Source organism: Clostridium thailandense (assembly GCF_019207025.1).
Classification (GTDB): domain Bacteria; phylum Bacillota; class Clostridia; order Clostridiales; family Clostridiaceae; genus Clostridium_AM; species Clostridium_AM thailandense.
Map to the genome: position 1 here is coordinate 1 of NZ_JAEEGC010000066.1, position 18,101 is coordinate 18,101.

Annotated in this window: 20 protein-coding genes; 2 read left to right on the top strand and 18 right to left on the bottom strand. The window is 29.9% G+C overall.

Annotated elements, in window-relative coordinates; genetic code table 11:
- Nucleotides 1–47: 47 nt before the first annotated feature.
- On the bottom strand, nt 48–494 hold the full coding sequence (locus I6U48_RS14400; RefSeq protein WP_218321166.1) for a DUF134 domain-containing protein: 447 nt from the start codon (nt 492–494) through the stop codon (nt 48–50).
- A gap of 316 nt (nt 495–810) precedes the next feature.
- Nucleotides 811–1,647 carry an Mrp/NBP35 family ATP-binding protein gene (locus I6U48_RS14405; protein ID WP_218321167.1) on the bottom strand — a complete coding sequence of 279 codons (837 nt, stop codon included), beginning with the start codon at nt 1,645–1,647 and terminating at the stop codon, nt 811–813.
- A 172-nt stretch (nt 1,648–1,819) separates the two neighbouring features.
- On the opposite strand from I6U48_RS14405, the gene modD reads away from it, so the two are divergent.
- A complete protein-coding gene (gene modD, locus I6U48_RS14410) occupies nt 1,820–2,662 on the top strand; it encodes a ModD protein (protein ID WP_218321168.1) in 843 nt (280 codons plus the stop codon).
- A gap of 130 nt (nt 2,663–2,792) precedes the next feature.
- Nucleotides 2,793–3,149, top strand: coding sequence for a NifB/NifX family molybdenum-iron cluster-binding protein (locus tag I6U48_RS14415; protein WP_218321169.1), 357 nt, complete (start codon nt 2,793–2,795; stop codon nt 3,147–3,149).
- A 344-nt stretch (nt 3,150–3,493) separates the two neighbouring features.
- On the opposite strand, the gene I6U48_RS14420 is transcribed toward I6U48_RS14415, so the two are convergent.
- The 16 genes from I6U48_RS14420 to I6U48_RS14495 form a co-directional block, all read right to left on the bottom strand.
- Nucleotides 3,494–4,228 carry a Rossmann-like domain-containing protein gene (locus I6U48_RS14420; protein ID WP_218321170.1) on the bottom strand — a complete coding sequence of 245 codons (735 nt, stop codon included), beginning with the start codon at nt 4,226–4,228 and terminating at the stop codon, nt 3,494–3,496.
- Between the two features lie 417 nt (nt 4,229–4,645).
- Nucleotides 4,646–6,499 carry an LTA synthase family protein gene (locus tag I6U48_RS14425; RefSeq protein WP_218321171.1) on the bottom strand — a complete coding sequence of 618 codons (1,854 nt, stop codon included), beginning with the start codon at nt 6,497–6,499 and terminating at the stop codon, nt 4,646–4,648.
- A 519-nt stretch (nt 6,500–7,018) separates the two neighbouring features.
- Nucleotides 7,019–7,489 carry a DUF134 domain-containing protein gene (locus I6U48_RS14430; RefSeq protein WP_218321172.1) on the bottom strand — a complete coding sequence of 157 codons (471 nt, stop codon included), beginning with the start codon at nt 7,487–7,489 and terminating at the stop codon, nt 7,019–7,021.
- A complete protein-coding gene (locus I6U48_RS14435) occupies nt 7,473–7,931 on the bottom strand; it encodes a Fur family transcriptional regulator (protein WP_462677126.1) in 459 nt (152 codons plus the stop codon). The genes I6U48_RS14430 and I6U48_RS14435 overlap by 17 nt, the downstream gene beginning before the upstream one ends.
- Before the next feature lie 272 nt (nt 7,932–8,203).
- Nucleotides 8,204–8,926 carry an ABC transporter ATP-binding protein gene (locus I6U48_RS14440; RefSeq protein WP_218321173.1) on the bottom strand — a complete coding sequence of 241 codons (723 nt, stop codon included), beginning with the start codon at nt 8,924–8,926 and terminating at the stop codon, nt 8,204–8,206.
- Nucleotides 8,927–8,950: 24 nt separating this feature from the next.
- Nucleotides 8,951–9,760, bottom strand: a complete 810-nt coding sequence (locus I6U48_RS14445; RefSeq protein ID WP_218321174.1) for an ABC transporter permease — start codon at nt 9,758–9,760, stop codon at nt 8,951–8,953.
- Between the two features lie 44 nt (nt 9,761–9,804).
- Entirely contained in the window at nt 9,805–10,602 is a 798-nt protein-coding gene (gene modA / locus I6U48_RS14450) for a molybdate ABC transporter substrate-binding protein (protein WP_218321175.1), read from the bottom strand.
- 83 nt (nt 10,603–10,685) lie between these two features.
- The gene (locus I6U48_RS14455) at nt 10,686–11,306 is read right to left on the bottom strand and encodes a class I SAM-dependent methyltransferase (protein ID WP_218321176.1); all 621 of its coding nucleotides are present in this window, start codon (nt 11,304–11,306) and stop codon (nt 10,686–10,688) included.
- A 66-nt stretch (nt 11,307–11,372) separates the two neighbouring features.
- Nucleotides 11,373–13,157, bottom strand: coding sequence for a radical SAM protein (locus I6U48_RS14460; RefSeq protein WP_218321177.1), 1,785 nt, complete (start codon nt 13,155–13,157; stop codon nt 11,373–11,375).
- A 370-nt stretch (nt 13,158–13,527) separates the two neighbouring features.
- Nucleotides 13,528–13,884: a NifB/NifX family molybdenum-iron cluster-binding protein gene (locus tag I6U48_RS14465; protein WP_218321178.1), complete on the bottom strand. Its 357-nt coding sequence runs from the start codon at nt 13,882–13,884 to the stop codon at nt 13,528–13,530.
- An 18-nt stretch (nt 13,885–13,902) separates the two neighbouring features.
- Nucleotides 13,903–14,511, bottom strand: a complete 609-nt coding sequence (locus I6U48_RS14470) for an iron-sulfur cluster assembly scaffold protein (protein ID WP_218321179.1) — start codon at nt 14,509–14,511, stop codon at nt 13,903–13,905.
- A gap of 148 nt (nt 14,512–14,659) precedes the next feature.
- Entirely contained in the window at nt 14,660–15,016 is a 357-nt protein-coding gene (locus I6U48_RS14475) for a NifB/NifX family molybdenum-iron cluster-binding protein (RefSeq protein WP_218321180.1), read from the bottom strand.
- A 49-nt stretch (nt 15,017–15,065) separates the two neighbouring features.
- Nucleotides 15,066–15,914 carry an ATP-binding protein gene (locus I6U48_RS14480; RefSeq protein WP_218321181.1) on the bottom strand — a complete coding sequence of 283 codons (849 nt, stop codon included), beginning with the start codon at nt 15,912–15,914 and terminating at the stop codon, nt 15,066–15,068.
- On the bottom strand, nt 15,905–16,735 hold the full coding sequence (locus tag I6U48_RS14485; RefSeq protein ID WP_218321182.1) for an ATP-binding protein: 831 nt from the start codon (nt 16,733–16,735) through the stop codon (nt 15,905–15,907). The genes I6U48_RS14480 and I6U48_RS14485 overlap by 10 nt, the downstream gene beginning before the upstream one ends.
- 18 nt (nt 16,736–16,753) lie before the next feature.
- Nucleotides 16,754–17,119, bottom strand: a complete 366-nt coding sequence (locus I6U48_RS14490) for a NifB/NifX family molybdenum-iron cluster-binding protein (RefSeq protein ID WP_218321183.1) — start codon at nt 17,117–17,119, stop codon at nt 16,754–16,756.
- A 2-nt stretch (nt 17,120–17,121) separates the two neighbouring features.
- Nucleotides 17,122–17,952: an Mrp/NBP35 family ATP-binding protein gene (locus I6U48_RS14495; RefSeq protein WP_218321184.1), complete on the bottom strand. Its 831-nt coding sequence runs from the start codon at nt 17,950–17,952 to the stop codon at nt 17,122–17,124.
- Between the last annotated feature and the right edge of the window lie 149 nt (nt 17,953–18,101).

The following is an 18,101-nucleotide window of genomic DNA, read 5'->3' on the forward strand; positions in this document are numbered from 1 at the left end:
TTTCTGGTCTTGAATCCTATAGAGCCACTTGAAATTCCTTACCTAGTTTAAGTTAAATTTTCTCCATTGCACCATCGTCCACAAAATCCAACTTTTTTATTGCACATTACTCTTTGAGAACCACAATTAGGACAAGTGAATTTATCCTGCTCATAATTTATTTCATAAGTCTCTCCGCAATCCATACATTTGAACTTGCAGTGGTTCGTAGTATAATATCCTCCGCTAATTCTTATGGCTTTTCCTTCTGTTAAAGCCATTGCAACTTTTTTTCTTGCACTATCAATTATGTTTTGAAAAGTTTGTCGGGATACTTGCATTTTTTCTGCACACTCTTCTTGATTTAATTCTTCTATGTCTTTAAGCCTCATTGCCTCAAGTTCTTCTACTTTTAAAATCATTTCTTCAATTTCACATCTAGGTTTTCCCCATGGCACAAAATAATTATCCTCTGGAAAAAACTCTACTCTTCTAAACTTAGTTGGTCTTGCCATTTTCATCCTCCCTGCATTTATCACATAATATAATTAACATCAAATATAATAAAATTGTTTTTTTCGCAATTTTATAATTTAATTTCAAATAACCTAAATTTAAAAATTTGCTATATACATATTATACTATTACATTTTATACATTTAAAATGTATGTACAAGGGTTTTTCACTAAATATTTTCATTTCATAATAGTTTACACCATTCACACTAATTTATTTTATCATATTTAGCTCATTAAGCACTTTTAGATCTCTATAAACTTCGGCAAAACCAACTTGATAATTTTTATATTAATAAACTAGCACCTTTTCTTTTATTTTGTATCTTCTAACTCTTTTAAAATATTTGTTACTATTGGTTTAAATAACTCATCTAAATTTTCATCTGAATTTTCGCAACCATAATTTGACAAATTGCAAATAGTACTTACCATTGGTAACTCACCAAGAAGTTGTAGATCAGTTTCCCCTAAAAATTTATCTATATTTTCTCCGTTAAAGAGTTTTATCTTTTTATTGCAATCTGGACAGACTATGTAGCTCATATTTTCTACAACACCTAAAACTCTAATATCCATTTTTTTCGCCATATTTACAGCTTTTGAAACAATCATTGAAACTAAATCCTGTGGTACAGATACCATTACAAGACCATTAATAGGAATAGACTGCATTACAGTTAAAGCCACATCCCCTGTTCCAGGTGGCATATCAATTATTAAGTAATCTAAATCTTCCCAAAGTACATCAGTCCAAAATTGCTTAACTGCTCCTGAAATCACTGGACCTCTCCATATTACAGGTTGATTTTCGTCTTCAATTAATAAATTTAATGACATAACCTTTATTTTATCTTCTGTTTCTATAGGAACTATAAGCTCTTCAGTAACCTCTGCCTTTTTATCTTTAAGTCCAAGCAATCTTGGTACACTTGGTCCTGTTATATCAGCATCTAAAATTCCTACCTTATATCCTAACTTTCTTAATTGTTTGGCAATCATAACTGATATAGTGGATTTTCCAACTCCACCTTTACCACTCATAACACCTATGACATTTTTAATATTATTCATTGGATTATTTTCTATCATGCATTGTTCTTTATCTTTGCTGCATGAATCATTTGATGGACATGAATTACAACTTGACATAATTTTCACTCCTCGTCTATGATTATAATTAGCATTTGATAATTACATATTACATCAATATAATATTACCGTCAAATGCCAAAAATAACTCCAAAAATATTGCAATTCTTTTTATTAATTCTTATAATATATCTATCAGATTAAAATGGATATTCCTAGGAGGTCATTATAAATGTACATTTCAGATGAAACTATCGATAGATTTGTTAAAGAAGATGTTCCCTATATTGATTTAACTACTTTAGTTTTAGAGATTGGTGAACGAAAAGGTAAGATAAAATTCTTTTCTAGAGAGGACGCTGTTTTATGTGGCATTGAAGAAGCTGTAAAAATATTTAACAAACTAAATATAAATGTAATAAAAACCCGTACTTCAGGAAGCATAATAAAGAAAAATGAAATTTTTCTTGAAGGTGAAGGAACTGCTGAAAATTTACATACTGCTTGGAAAATTTCCCAAAATATTTTAGATTACAGCTCAGGTATTGCTACAAAGACCAAAACTTTAGTAGATAAGGTTCATAATATAAATCCAAATATTTCTGTCATTACTACAAGAAAAAATATTCCTGGAACAAAGGAATTATCTATAAAAGCAGTTATAGCAGGAGGTGGTTTTCCACATAGGTTAGGCTTATCAGAAACTATATTAATTTTTAAGCAGCATTTAAACTTTTTAGGTGGTATTAATGGATTAATTGAAATACTTAGAAAAACCAAATCTAAAGTCTGTGAAAAAAAAGTAATAGTAGAAGTAGAAGATTTAGAAGATGCACTACTGCTTTGCAAAAATGGCGTAGATGGTCTTCAATTTGATAAAATTCCCTATGATATATTAAAAAAGAATGTCGACATTTTAAGAACTGTTAACCCTTCAATTATTATACTAGCTGCCGGAGGCATTAATGAAAATAATATTGAGTATTACGCTCAAACTGGAATCGATTCCATTGTAACAACTTCTGTGTATTATGCTAAACCTATAGATATAAGCTGTAAAATAGAACCATTTTAATTTCAATCTTATATGTTTATTGACATGTGTCATTTATAAGTTTATTATATATATATAAAGGGCATATGACAATAACTTATGTGTATTAAAAATGCCACTCTAGTAACTAATTTAGAAAGAAGGTATTAATATGAAAATTGCTCTACCATCTCGTGAAAATCGAATTGATGACCATTTTGGACATTGTGAATATTTTACTGTTTTTACAGTTGATACAGCTACTAAAAAAATAACTGATTCTCAAGTTGTTCCATCACCAGCAGGCTGTGGTTGCAAATCAAACATTGCAAGCATACTTGCAGAAATGGATGTCAAACTTATGCTTGCAGGTAATATGGGGGAAGGTGCAGTAAGAGTACTTAATAATTCTGGCATTGATGTAGTACGCGGATGTTCAGGAGACATAAAAGCTGTAGCTAATAGTTGGCTTGAAGGATCACTCGTAGATTCTGGTGACTGCTGTCACGAACATGAATGTCACGACTAGTTTTTGTTTATCCCATAACTATTAATAAGGGGCTGTCGCAATAAATATCCAAACCAGATACTTAACTCATACGCAGGGAGGTATTTACATTCTGGATAGCACATTAAATAGTTTTGTTATAAGTCTTAGCGAAGTATTTTAGAAAATCTTCGGACCTTTGATATGTTTGAGGTACGAGTTTATCAAAGGTTCTTAGATTTTCAAAATACTGAGTTTTAGGCTTATCAAAAGTATTTATGTTGCTGGAAGAATGTAAATATCTCCCGGAGTATGAGTTAAGTGTCGGCGTTGGACGTTGCGACATCCCCCTTTTTAACAGCTCATATTCAACATAAAATTTTTTATTATTTTGAACAAGGGCAAAATCTTTCAAGCTTCATTAAAGCTGCTGCTCCTGCAAGGGTAGTCCCAAAGAATATAGTTGGTTTATCTACCAAAATGTTAGTTATCGTTTTATTCGCTATAGTACTGCCCGTAGCAACCACAATATCACACCATCCTAATAAATCATCAATTGGTTTACTTCCATCCTCAACCACTACATTATATTTAATTTTTCCTATATTACCAACATCCAAATCCACAATTCTAACTTTAAAGTTTTTACCTAAATTCTCTAACATCGCTGGTTGAAATCCTATTAATGCAATTTTAGGACTGCCATATTTGTTTTTTATGTATTCTACTAACTCTGAAGCACAGTTTTCTGGTTCCCCATCTTTACAATGTACTGTTTTATCCGTTATTTTTAAATATCTGCACACAGCATTTAAGGTGGCAATATATACAGCGGTATCAAAATTTGTTTTCAACGGCATGTCAACTATTTGTTTTAAATTCCCTTGAAAATTATTAGGCATATCTGTAAATGCTTGACCTTTTACTCCCCTAAAGTCTGCTTCAAGTAATTTTTCTTTTCCTTTTATAATAGGAAAATCCTTTCTTTCGGTATTTCCTATTGCTTCTTCTGCGGTTAAGGTTCTTCCTGTTATTTTCACTTCCTCATTCAATAGGCCATTATCTTCTACTAGTTTTTTAAATTTATCAAATAAGTTAGTATAAAATTGATTTTGACTCATGAAAATCCCTCCAATGATAAGTTATAAATTCAATATACCATTAAAATAGTTTATATCTCAACAAAAGGTATTGGCAAATTTATCCTCATCCTCGCCGCTGTGACTACCTAGATAGTCAAACATTTCTTTTTGTTCTTCAGAAATATTGGCATTTGCCAATTTAATATTACTCCATTTTTAGGTTATTGTCAAATACTAGCTTAATTTTTTCAATAAATGCCATAAAGGACTGGTACATTTCGTTCACCAGCCCATTTATCTCATTTAAATACATTCTCAAATTCTTATAATTACTTTAATATTTCTCTTTATCATTAAATTTTATCTTACTCAAATCTCAATACATCAATTGGTTTAAGCTTTGATGCTTTATAAGCAGGAATATACCGAATATACTTTCCAATGCTAGATTGAATCTTACTTAGAACCTTCAAATTTTTTAATCAGATTATGATTTAAAATATCATCAGAATAACTTAAATCATTTAAGATTTCTTCCTTTTTCATTTTAAGTTCTGAGGTTTCAGCAATTGTTTTACCAGTTGCTATATCATAGTAAGTATTAGTCCATGATATATAAAAAACTTTTCCATCAGTGAAAGAACCTTCTCTAAAAAGAATATATTGAGTATTTGTGTTCATAATATCTTTACCAAATGTATATTTAATAGGAAGATTAAACATATTGGCCAAAGTTGGTAATAAATCCATCTGACCAGAATAAGTATGATTTACCCCTTTATGATTATCATTTGGAAAATGTATAAACATAGGTACTTTTTGATACATATACCAGGTTAAGTCTGTTTGCTCAGTTACATTTTCAAACTCATACAATTGACTTACATCTGTATTAGGTATGGCATAATGATCACCATATACTACTACAATTGAATTTTTCATAATTCCTTCTTGTTCAAGTTTATCTAAAAAATTTCCTAGTTGCTCATCAGTATAATGTATACCTTTTAAGTAATCTCCAAGTAAAGTGTTTTCGTATTTTCCTACATCAAAATTCCCATAACCTTTAGTATCATTAAAAGGAAAATGACTACTTAATGTTATAAGAAATGTATAATAAGGCTGTTTAAAAGTTTTAATTTTTTCAATTGATTGATTTAAAAAGGATTTATCACTAAGCCCAAGCCCTACCGTTTCATTAATATTATAGCTGTGTTCTCCATAAAAATTTTTAAAGCCTTCTGTTTTATACATAGATTCTCTGTTCCAAAAGCCTTCTGCATAACCGTGCATAGCAGCAGTATAGTATCCTTTATTATTAAATAACTTAGGTGAAGACTCTAAAGTATCTCCTACATACACATAGTAAGCTGCTCCAGACTCAGCTGGATATAATGAATTCATTGACATAAATTCTGCATCAGAAGTAGTACCTGCTGCTACCTGGTAAAAATAATTATCAAAGTAAAGACTTTTATTTATCCATCTATTTAAGTTAGGGGTTATTATGTTTCCATTTACCTCAGAATTAATTACAAATTGTTGAAGTGCTTCTACCTGAATAACAATTAGATTTTTTCCTAATCCTTCTCCACTTAGATTTTCTGAAACTTTTATATGCTCCTTATTTAAAAAAGCTTTTATTTCTTCTATTCTCTGTGTACTAATTTTTGTATTTTTTATACTAGTGGAACTAAAGTTATATAAATCTAACATATGATAATTTAACACACCTAATGAGTTAGCTATATAAAGCTTATTAGACATAGTTGTTAATAGTAACGGCTGTTGTTTATTAAGACTACTTATGCTTAAGCCATCTATTATAATTCCTATAGCAACCACTAATGCAAATAGAGAGATTCTAACATTAGAGCTATAGTGTTTTATCTGTATTCTTTTTCTAAAAATTATAAGTGGAAATAGTATTGCTACATCTACTAAATAAATAAAATCAGAAGGCATAATCAATTGCTCTACACTTGCTGTAACTCCCGAAAGTAAAACACTATTACTAATTGCTCGTATGGATATAATATCCTTATAGTATTTAAAATAAATCATATCTACCACTAATAATGAACTTAATATCAAATCCGCAATATATAGAAAAACTAACCTTCTCTTTGTTAAAATGAAAGCAATTGAAATAATAGGTAATATGGAAGCTATTATGGCAAGCTTTAAGTTATATTGAATTGTATAGGGAGATATAATTTTAGCATAATGAAAAAGTTTTGCTGTGACTAGTATAAAAAAAATAATTATATCTACGTTATTTAAAAAAATTAACTTTGTTCTATTTCTCATATTTTCTTAATTCACCCCTATCGGCCGTTGTTTGTTTATATCATTAAAGTGTTTTCTTTATTTTTATAAATTAAAACCACTATTTATAACATAGATCCGTTTAACTGTAGCATTCCCTGGAATCTCCTGATGTTATCCTTACAGTTTATATATTAAATCATTTTATTTAGTAAACTTGGAAATCTAGAGTAATTTAGTATTTTTATAAGATAAACAAAATTTGGCTGACAATATTCTATTTTCTATTTGTCATTCATCAAATTGGAGCAAGCCCTATGTGTATACTTCACTTTAAAATAAAAAGGACTGTGCCTTACTTATAGTAAGACCAGCCCCAACTTAAATAGGTTAGTTCTAAATCATATTCTTCTAAATTGTAGTTCAACAAAGCTTGTAGTTGACACCTTCTATTTTTATTTTAAAAATCAATCATAACTTTTCATTGTTTCTTCTGTGTCTTTAAATAATTCTGGAGCAATATCATTCATGTTCATTTCCTTCCAGAATGACATTTTTTCATCATAATTCACCCTCTCTGTTTATAATTGCCAACTTTTCTCTGTTACACCACCGTCTACAAAATCCAGCTTTTTTACCACACATTATTTTTTGAGATCCACAATTAGGACAAGTTAATTTATCTTGCTCATAATTTATTTCATAAATTTCTCCACAATCCAAACACTTAAACTTACAATGATTTGTAGTATAATATCCCCCGCTTATTCTTATAGCTTTTCCTTCAGTTAGTGCTAGTGCGACTTTTTTTCTAGCAGTATCAATTATATTTTGAAAGGTTTGGCGAGATACTTTCATTTTATCAGCACATTCTTCTTGATTTAATTCTTCTATATCCTTAAGCCTCATTGCCTCAAGCTCTTCTACCTTTAAAACTATTTCTTCAATTTCATATTTAGATTTTCCCCATGGTACAAAATAATTATCATCTGGGAAAAACTCAACTCTTCTAAACTTAGTTGGTCTTGGCATTTTCATCCTCCCTGCATTTAGTACATAATCCAATTAACATTATATTAGCATCAGATACAATTAAATTATTTTCTTTTTCAACTTTATTATTTAATCTTAAATACTCTATATCTAAGGATTTATTATCTATATCCATTATGCTATTACATTTAACACACTTAAAATGTATATGCAAAGGTTTTCCGCTAAATATCTTCATTTCATAATAGTTTACACCATTTATATTAATTTCTTTTATTATATTTAATTCGCTAAACATTTTTAAACTTCGATAAACTGTAGCAAGACCAATGGAATAATTCTTTACATTCTTATATATTTCTTCAGCAGTTAAATGAATACTGGATTCAATTAAAGTTTTCAATACCTTTTGTTTTTGTATTGTGAACTTATAACCCTTACTTTCAATTATTTTTTTAAAATAAATTAAATTATTATCCATCTAACTCTCCTTAATATGAATTACAACTTGACATTACTTTTACTCCCTTAATTATAATTAGCATTTGCTAATTACATATTACACCAACTTTTTATTACTGTCAAATGCCAATTACTTAAAAGTAAAATGCCTTTAGAAAATTCATATTTTTGCAAATTTCCTAAAGGCGTTTTTAAATTTTTAAATAAGTATTGTAAATGTTACTTCTTCTTATGATAATCTTCAATAATTTATAGCATATAAATTTTATTTTGAGACAGCCTTTTAAACCTTCATTTTTTTATTTTAACTCTATCATATCCTATAAAATCAGCTACAAACTCTGATTTAGGATGATTAAATATTTCATCAACAGTTCCTATCTGGTATATCTCACCATTTTTCATAACTGCTATTCTGTCTGCTAAATATATTGCTTCATTAAAATCATGAGTTATATGAATAGTTGTAGTCCTTAGTTTTTTATGAAGGCTTTTTAAGTTGCGCTGAAAAACTTCTTTAGTATTTGGGTCTAATGCGCTGCTTACTTCATCTAACAATAGTATTTTAGGAGAAGTTACAATAGCTCTTGCAAAAGCAACTCGCTGCTGCTCGCCTCCACTTAAGGTTGTTGTATTTCTGTTTAACAAATGCTTTATATTGAGCATTGTGCTTATCTCCTCTAAAGCTTCTTTCATATCCCATCTAGATATCTTTTTTGCCTTTAGCCCAAAAATAATATTTTCACTAACAGATAAGTGTGGAAACAATAAATAATCTTGATAAACAAATCCTATATTTCTACGTTCTGGTGGAAGATTGCTTATATTTATATCATTTATGTATATGCTGCCACTATCAGGACTATACACACCAGCTATAGTTTCTAAAATTATGGTTTTTCCTGTCCCTGTGGGCCCGAGTATTACAAAATATTCTCCTTCTTTTACTTCAAAACTTATATCCTTAAGTTTAAAATCACCAAGTTTTTTATTAATATGCTCTACTCTAAGCATACTTCCGACTCCTTTTTCACTATATTATTTAGTATTTTTTATATTTCCTTTTCCTAGATATTCAAATATAAATAAGCAAACTATAGACATAACTATCAATATAATGGCTGCTGACAGAGCTTTATCTAAGTTTCCACCAGATAAATTTAAAAATATTGCTGCTGGCAAAGTTTCTGTTTTCATTCGAATAGCTCCTGCTAGCATAAGTGCAGTACCAAACTCTCCTAGTGCATTTGTCCACGTTACTATAATTCCTGATATTATTCCATTTCTAGCTAAAGGAAGAGTTACTTTAAAAAATGAACCCCAATTACTATACCCAAGTGTTCTAGCTACAAATTCCAGTTTAGGGTTAATATCTTCAAAAGTTGTTTTCAAAATTCTTATCATATATGGAGTATTAATAAAAAAATGTGCTAATATAATCCCTTTTACAGAAAAAACCGGATCTATTCCCAATTTGCTTACAATACTCTCCATTTGTTTTGTGCTAAATAATAATAACAAAGCAATTCCTGATGCAATCGGTGGAATAGAATTAGGCATTTGTATGATGGAGCTAATAACTCTCTTTCCCAAAAAGTTGTATCTAGCTAATCCATAAGATATTGGTACAGAAAATATTAAACAAATTATAGTAGATACAGTTGATGTATATAGAGTCAATTTAATTGCAAATTGGATTTCTTTGTCCCCTAAACTTTCCATTAGAGTAGGAAAACCTCTTTGCATAACTGCACACATAGTGAAAACTATAAGCGCTATAAATATTATTGCAAATATAGATATAAATAGCTTAAAAAGAATATCTTTGTAATTTCTGTTAAACATCATCAATTAGCCTCTCAAGTTATTATTTGACTCAAACTAAATACCTTCTACTTTATAGGCTTTAAATTATATTTAACAAATATAGACTTAGCCTCATCAGAAGTAGTAAAGTCTATGAATTTTTTAGCTAATTCACCATCTTTAGAGCTTTTTAAAGTACTTATACCTACTACTTTAATTGTATTTTGTTCCTTAGGAATTTGTACTATATCTATATCTTTCGCTGCATTCATAGCATTGTCTTCCCAAATAATAGATGCATCCCCTTTTTTCATAGAAAGAAATGTTACTATTTCATTTACTGTAGAAACTGTAGATACAACATTCTTATTAACTTGTTCTACTATACCAGCCTTTGTAAATAACTTATTTGCTAGTTTTCCTAGAGGAGATGCCTTAGGATCTCCTAAAATAACTTTAACTCCTGGCTTAGAAAAATCCTTTAAGCTAGCAATTTCTGCTGGATTTCCTTTAGGAACAGCAATTACAGGTACATGATAAACTAAATCCTTTTTTTCTGAAGTTAACCCTTTTTTATTTGCTGTTTCATAATCTTCATCTGAAGGCAGCACACAAATATCTCCTTTATGAGAAACCTCCATTTGACCTATAAGATCTGAAGCATTGGCATAAGTGTATTCAACTTTCACGCCATATTTTTTTTCAAAGCTTTGTCCTATTTCATCCATTGGCTTGTTTAATCCTGCACCACAATAGACAAGTAGGGATTTTTTCTCATCATTGCTTTTAGTAGTGGTGTTTTCTGCCTTTTGTCCACATCCTATAAACATAATAGAAACTAATAAAAGACCTAAAACTAGACTTAATAATTTTTTTATTTTCATAAAACTCATCTCCTTTTATAATAAATAATAATTAAACAGTACTTATATTTTTTCTCTATGCTTTTCTTTAATTCATTAAATAATTATTTTTTGATACATGCCCAAAGGCCTGTATCATCATCAATTATTTCATAAGAAGGTATATCAGCTTCAGTTAGTATCTTATTAAACTTTTCTGCATTGTTGTCTTTTACAAAACCTTTTCTTCTCTCTTCCCAGTTTCCATCCCTTGCCTCCATTTTTTCAAAGACTTCTTTTTTGATCTTCGCATTACCAAATCCTCCACCAATATATGCACATCCTCCCTTTGAAAGTACTCTATATATTTCTTTAAAAGCTTTAACTTGATCTTCCCAAAACCATACAGAGCCCCTACTAATCGCAAGTTCTACTGTCTCATTCTCAAATGGAATATTAAGAACATCCCCAAGGATTGTCTTCATCCTATGTTCAAAATTATTACTTTTGATTCTATTATCAGCAACCTTTAAAGCATAAGGTGATATATCCAATAAATACGTAAACAAATTGCTTATCTTTGTCATCTCAACTCCAAGATGACCACCCCCACAGCCTATATCAATGCAAGTTCCTTCCTTTATATTCATTTTTTCTTTTATTTGAGAAGCTATAACTGGATAAATAGGACCAAATACATTACTTGCTATTTCATCAAACTCCAAAGCTTCTTTTTCACTATTCATAAAAAAATCCCCCTAGTTTAAATAATTTCTTTAATTATTATTTACTTACTTTGTTAATAACGATTACTATTCATTAAGCTTCCACTTATTGCTTGGCTTAGCAAAAGAACGATTTATATCTGTTAAAGAAAACTCTATTTTATAGAATTTTTCATAAAATTCTTTTGCTTCTTTTACTACATCAAAATTGTATATATCAGGATGTAGAACATTAGCTATATACATAAGTCCTAATATCCATCTAGGACTTCCAAAATCCCATCCTGGTGCTAAATGAGCATATATTTTTTTATTTCTCACTGCCCCAACATCTATTTCAGCTTTAATACACTCATCATAAAAATCTTCAACTGAATTAGATATAAACGCTGAAATAAAAATGACATCTGGATTCAATTTGTTTAGTTGTTCAACTGATATTTTCATGCCTGGCCTTCCACTGCAATCCAACTCTTTACTTACACTAATTCCACCAGCAGCTTCTACTAATTGGTTTTCCATCCTCTCCCCTTTAATACAAAATAGTGCTTTACCCATAGCATAATATACTCTAGGTTTATCTTTAACACTAGTCAATCCTTTTTGTATTAAAGAAAGCTTTTCTTCTAAGTAATTTGCTAATTCTTCCGCTTCATTTTCATAATTAATAACTTTTCCAAAATTCCTTATACTCTCAATATAAGTATTTAAATTTTGAATATTAACATGTAGATTTTCCAGTTGCTTATTACAAAGCACACTTTCCCATACCTTTACTATTTTATTTTTATCACTAACACCTATGGTAATTAGTATGGATTCTATCATCTCCAAAGCCCTAGTAAATGGATATCCTCCTTGAAAAGCTCCTTCTTGATACTTAATCTCTGCCAAAGTACCTTTACTACTTAATTTAAATCCACAGCTTGAACAAATCTCCTTTTTAGCAAAATCATAATCTTTAATAGGTCTTAGTTTGGCTCCCATAGGACCATAAAAGTCTCTTTTGTAAATAAGCTCTCCACATTTTGGACAATAAGTATTGAGTAAATCTGTTCCCGGTGAATTAAAGAGATACACATAATTAAGAAGCTGTCTTAATTGTTTTTGAAGTTCTTCTGCTTCCTTAATAGATGGCTCTAAAGAACAATCAGCTCCTTCTAGAGGAATGAATCTCATAATTTGCAGTGGTATATCTGCGGATATTTCTCCTATATTTTTAGCAAGCTCAAGTACTTCTTCTTTATTACTATTACTGTACATGCATGATACTTCTATATGTACTCCTTTTTCATGTAATATCTTCATATTTCTTATTACAGGCTTAACTGTACTCCCACCGCATTTGAAATAAGTATCATCAGACATTCCTTTAAAACCTATATTTATAAAATCTAAATACTTGGCAATTTTATTTAGAGAAACTTCAGTAAAATATGTATTTGAAGAGCAGCCTACAAGTAAACCATTGGTTTTAGCAACCTCTGAAACTTTAATAAATGTTTGAAAGGATGCAATTGGATCATTCATCAAAAAAGCAATACCAATGCAGTTATTCCTTTTAGCCTCATTTATCACTTCTTCTGGAGTTAGTTCCTTTAAAGCCTTACTCTTAGAATTCATTTCTTTTACTATCACTGTAGAAACACAGCCTGGACAATTAAAATTACACCCTACTGTACTAATTTGTAAAAATTTTTGTCCTGAATAAAAATGTAGCATAGGCATAGTTTCTATTGATATGGGGCATGCAATAAGATATTTATTAGGAAATTTCTCTACTATTTCTTTACCGTTATTTTCATATAGGCCACATGCACCTATACCATTTTGAGAAATTATACAACCTCTTTCGCAAATTTCACATTTCAAATCTTCTTACCTCCCCTTATTTAGAATTTTTTTAACTGTTTATTTTGCACCAGCAATAATTTATTCATGACTATTAATTAATAACTTTTATACCGTATTAAATCATAAAGAAATCTATATAAATTAACAAAAACATATATATTCTGAGATTAAATCTATATTCTTGCTATCTATAGTTTCAATAAAAATTTTATAATAATTATGCACTTTATGTAAATATGTGGTTTTCAAATAAAGTCGTACAATAAACGAACAGTGTTGTAAAAATTAACACTGTTCATAGGAATTTCATTTATATAATTTATTTTTATAGTAGCTATCAGAAAAATATAATTTTTACACATTTTTCTAGTTATTTTATATTCTATAACTAATGATGATGACCACTGCAATCATTTGTTCCATCATGATTTTTAATTAATTTTAATGATCCTTTCTTCATTAATTCCAGAGCTTTTTTAACTGAGTGTCCGACACCATAATATCTTGTTACACAAGCATCTGCTAAAATGTCAAATGCTCTCTTGTCTATATTTCCTAAAATTACTGCTTCACAGTCATACTTTAATATCTCGTTAGTAAGATTTTCTCCTGATGATTCATCGTTATTAATAGCTGTAATACTTAAATCATTCATATTAACAATTAATAAGCACACACATTTTTCAAATTTTTCAGACACCTGACTATCCAAACTTTTACCTTCCGATACCACTCCAATATTCATATTTCTCCCTCAATTCACTTATATTTTTATTGCTTCTACTAAATCACCTATATTTATTTTACCACTTTTAATTACTGTACCAAATCTACCTTCTCTACTAACTATGTAAGGTCTTCCATGTTCCTTGTATTCCTCTTTCCCTATATATACTATCTTTATCATAGCCTCTCCAATTTGAATTACAGATCCAACATTGAGTTCATCAAAAGAAACACCTTCTATAGTAATGTTTTCAGTAAAGCCCCCATTTTTAACTTCTTCAATTTTATCATAAGGAACCTTTTCCAAAGCTTCTATAGGAAAAACACTCACCTGTCTATCCCAAGCTCCCGCATGACCATCGCCTTCGATACCAAATCCTTCAATTGCATTAATAGAAAAAACTTGAATCTTTTCAACTCCTCTTTTTTCACTAATATTTAACGAAACTACTTTTCCCATAAAAATCTCCTTTCTAATACTAATATCCTCTATTAAATTATTTTTCACATTAATATATATCCTTAAAGAATCAACACATTCTGGGTCTCCACTTATGCCTTCTCCATTTATCTCCTTTATTATTCCTACATTTCTTGGACACATAAAATGATCCATTATAATATCAGTATAATCCTCCGAAAACATAAGTTTTAACTCCTAATTCACTATTTTTCATAGTTTTATATAAAAGCCAAAAATTTTTTCACACATAATCTTTTAAAAACCACAAGCAGGACAAACACATTTGCCCTGCTTATAATTATATTACTATAATTAAAACATTTAAATACAATTATTCATTACAATGTCCTTCATGCTCATGTTCTCTACAAACACTACCAGTTGATTTCAATTCACCATTTATATATTTTTGTGCCATATCATCACATAAACCTTGAGCGCCAACTACTACTTCTATTCCATTCTCACTAAATAGTTGTTGTGCTGTTTCACCCATACCACCTGCAATAATAACATTTACATCTAACTCCTTTAAAAATACTGGAAGATACCCAGGCCTATGTCCTGGATTTGGAGTAAAATTGCTATTTAATGATTTATCTTCTCCTACTTCATATATTGTAAATCCTTCACAATGTCCAAAATGTCCACTTACATATTTTCCTTCGCTTGCAACTGCTATTTTCATTTAAAATTCCTCCCTTTATTTTGATTTAATAAATTTATTTTATCCATATTTAATACATGCACATTTCCATGTTACTCCACATGTTTTCAATAGCTTTTTCTGCTATACTCTCTTTATAAAAAGTTATAGGTTTTAACTCGTTTATAGATTTCATTACAGTATCATCATACGGAATTTTTCCAACTAAAACTAATTCTTTTTCACTAATAAATTTTTCTATTTCTTTTGTCACGTCTTCATTTATATCATACTTATTTACACAAACCATGGTAAAGACTCCAAAGTGTTCACATAAACTTACTACTCTCATTAAATCTTCAAGACCTGATTTTGTAGGCTCTGTAACAACTAACACTGAATTTGATCCTGTTATTGAAGATATTACGGCACATCCAATACCTGGTGAACCATCTATTATAGTTAATTTCTCATTCTTATTAAATCTTTTGCCATTTTTTCTTAAATGACTTATTAATTTTCCTGATCCATCACCACCTATCTCCATTTCCGCCCTTGAAATTATTCCTTTATCAAGCTTTGTTATAAATGTATCTGCAGTCTTTTCATCCTTTAACTCTACAGCATTTTCTGGACATACTAATGTGCATACTCCACATCCCTCGCAAACAAATGGATCTACAATAAAATTTTTTATAGCATTAAATTTGCAAATATCTTGACACTTTCCACACTCACTGCAAGTCTCTTCATTTATTACTGCTTTTTTACCACCTATGAATTCACCCTTTTCAATATCTTTACCTTTGTAAAACAAATAAAGATTGGGGGCATCTACATCGCAATCTATTCTTATTACATCTTTGGCAAGTTCAGATAATGCTGTTGCAATAGTAGTTTTTCCTGTTCCACCTTTTCCGCTTAAAACTACTAACTCCAAGCTAGCACCCCCTTTGTTTCTTTTGAAAGGTTATCGAATAGAATTTTATGATGTAAATCATCATATAGTATTTCTCCTTTAGAATAGAGTACTGCTGTAGCTTTACTATAAGGAATCGTACCTATTAGATCTATATTTTCTTCTCTACAATATTGTTTTATAATGTTTTCTTTTTCATCATCTTTATTTATAACTATACCAAAAGGTATATTATACATTCTTACAAGTTCTACTGCCATTTTCAAATCGTGAAGCCCAAACTCGGAAGGCTCCGTAACAAGTATTGCCCCATCTGCATATTTTAAAGCATTTACTACATTGCAAGAAGTCCCAGGTGGACAATCAATTAAATTTATTTCACCTGACAAGTTTTTAAGTAATTCTTTAATAATAGGTACTGCCATAGGCTCACTTATATTTAAAACACCTCTGCTGCAGTTTATCTCTCTAGCTGTACCTTTTTCAATTTTACCTATCTCTCTTTTATCATAAGTTACAGCTTCATATTTACATACAATTTCACAAGCCCCACAGCCATGACATAGCTTTTGAAAAAGCATAATATCATCCTTAACTTTTGCAAGGGAATTAAATTGACATACGTTTACACAAGCTCCACAAGAAGTACAACTATTATCATCTATAATAGGATATTCAACCATAACTTTTTCCTCTGTACTTATATCTGGTTTTAAGAATAGAAAGCCATTTGGTTCTTCTACATCGCAATCAATATAATTTGCTTTTAGTGCAAGAGCTAGATTAGTTGACACTGTAGTTTTGCCCGTGCCACCTTTTCCACTAAGTACTGCTATGTTCACTATATAATCATCTCCAATCTAGTGACTTCCTCCATGATGCACAGGCCCAGACACTTTTATTTCTTCGAGCTCATCATTTTTATATTTTTCAAGCACTAAACTTATAGCTATATTTGCACACTTATATGCTTTAATTCCAGATTTTTCAACTATTTCAAAAGCATTAGGCCCAAGATTTCCTGTAATAATTACATCTACTTTTTCATCTACTAATTGATTCGATGCAGCAATACCTGCTCCCCCACTGGAATTCTGACCTTTATTTTCTAAAACTTTAATCTCTTCACTTTCAGTATCATGTAGTTGGAAATACTCACATCTTCCAAATCTCATATCAAGCAAATCGTCAAGATTTTTTCCTGTTGCTGAAATTGCTATTTTCATTGCTATCCCTCCAAACCCTCTATTATATTTGTTACTATAGGATTAAAAATTAATTCAAGACTTTCATTTACACTTTCATACCAGTAATCACTTAAATTACTTATGCTATTTAGCATAGGAAGCTCTCCTAATAGTTTTAGATTCATTTCTTCTAAAAACTTATTTGTATTTTCTCCATTAAAAAGCTTTATTTTTTTACCACAATCAGGACAAGTTATATAGCTCATATTTTCAATGACACCTAAAATATTAATATTCATCTTTCTTGCCATATTTACAGCCTTTGAAACTATCATAGAAACAAGATCCTGTGGTACAGATACCATTACTATTCCGTTTATTGGAATAGACTGCATCACTGTTAACGCAACATCACCGGTTCCTGGAGGCATATCGATTATTAGATAATCAAGTTCTTCCCAAAGAACATCTGTCCAAAACTGCTTAACTGCACCTGAAATTATCGGACCTCTCCAAATTACAGGATCATCTTCTTTCTCAGTTAGAAAATTTAATGACATAACTTTTATGCCGTCAAAATTTTCAACAGGTAAAATTCCTTGTTCAATAACTTCAGCTTTCTTACCCTTTAATCCAAGAAGTCTTGGCACACTCGGTCCTGTTATATCAGCATCTAAAACTCCTACACTATATCCTAACTGTTTTAAATGTTTGGCAATAAGAACAGAAATCGAAGATTTACCTACCCCTCCTTTTCCACTCACAACACCTATAATTTTTTTCACATTGTTTAGTGGATTGTTTTCAATCATACAATTTTCCTTATCTTTTGAACATCCTTCACTTGATGGGCATGTGCTGCACTCTGCCATAAAATCATCTCCTACGTTAAATTGATTATTAGCATTTGCCAATTTAATTTTACTATTATTTTATATTATTGTCAAATGCCAAAAATATAAAAAAGGTAAACTTATTTTATATAAAGAAAAGTGCTATCTCCTGTTTTAGAAATGCACTT

Bases quoted from the DNA above. Each gene is read 5' to 3' on its own strand.
- I6U48_RS14490 (WP_218321183.1), bottom strand. From the start codon at position 17,119: ATGAAAATAGCAATTTCAGCAACAGGAAAAAATCTTGACGATTTGCTT.
- modA (WP_218321175.1), bottom strand. From the start codon at position 10,602: ATGAAAATAAAAAAATTATTAAGTCTAGTTTTAGGTCTTTTATTAGTT.
- I6U48_RS14425 (WP_218321171.1), bottom strand. From the start codon at position 6,499: ATGAGAAATAGAACAAAGTTAATTTTTTTAAATAACGTAGATATAATT.
- I6U48_RS14430 (WP_218321172.1), bottom strand. From the start codon at position 7,489: ATGCCAAGACCAACTAAGTTTAGAAGAGTTGAGTTTTTCCCAGATGAT.
- I6U48_RS14400 (WP_218321166.1), bottom strand. From the start codon at position 494: ATGGCAAGACCAACTAAGTTTAGAAGAGTAGAGTTTTTTCCAGAGGAT.
- I6U48_RS14455 (WP_218321176.1), bottom strand. From the start codon at position 11,306: ATGAATAGTGAAAAAGAAGCTTTGGAGTTTGATGAAATAGCAAGTAAT.
- modD (WP_218321168.1), top strand. From the start codon at position 1,820: ATGTACATTTCAGATGAAACTATCGATAGATTTGTTAAAGAAGATGTT.
- I6U48_RS14445 (WP_218321174.1), bottom strand. From the start codon at position 9,760: ATGATGTTTAACAGAAATTACAAAGATATTCTTTTTAAGCTATTTATA.
- I6U48_RS14435 (WP_462677126.1), bottom strand. From the start codon at position 7,931: ATGGATAATAATTTAATTTATTTTAAAAAAATAATTGAAAGTAAGGGT.
- I6U48_RS14405 (WP_218321167.1), bottom strand. From the start codon at position 1,647: ATGTCAAGTTGTAATTCATGTCCATCAAATGATTCATGCAGCAAAGAT.
- I6U48_RS14440 (WP_218321173.1), bottom strand. From the start codon at position 8,926: ATGCTTAGAGTAGAGCATATTAATAAAAAACTTGGTGATTTTAAACTT.
- I6U48_RS14420 (WP_218321170.1), bottom strand. From the start codon at position 4,228: ATGAGTCAAAATCAATTTTATACTAACTTATTTGATAAATTTAAAAAA.
- I6U48_RS14415 (WP_218321169.1), top strand. From the start codon at position 2,793: ATGAAAATTGCTCTACCATCTCGTGAAAATCGAATTGATGACCATTTT.
- I6U48_RS14465 (WP_218321178.1), bottom strand. From the start codon at position 13,884: ATGAATATTGGAGTGGTATCGGAAGGTAAAAGTTTGGATAGTCAGGTG.
- I6U48_RS14470 (WP_218321179.1), bottom strand. From the start codon at position 14,511: ATGTTTTCGGAGGATTATACTGATATTATAATGGATCATTTTATGTGT.
- I6U48_RS14495 (WP_218321184.1), bottom strand. From the start codon at position 17,952: ATGGCAGAGTGCAGCACATGCCCATCAAGTGAAGGATGTTCAAAAGAT.
- I6U48_RS14475 (WP_218321180.1), bottom strand. From the start codon at position 15,016: ATGAAAATAGCAGTTGCAAGCGAAGGAAAATATGTAAGTGGACATTTT.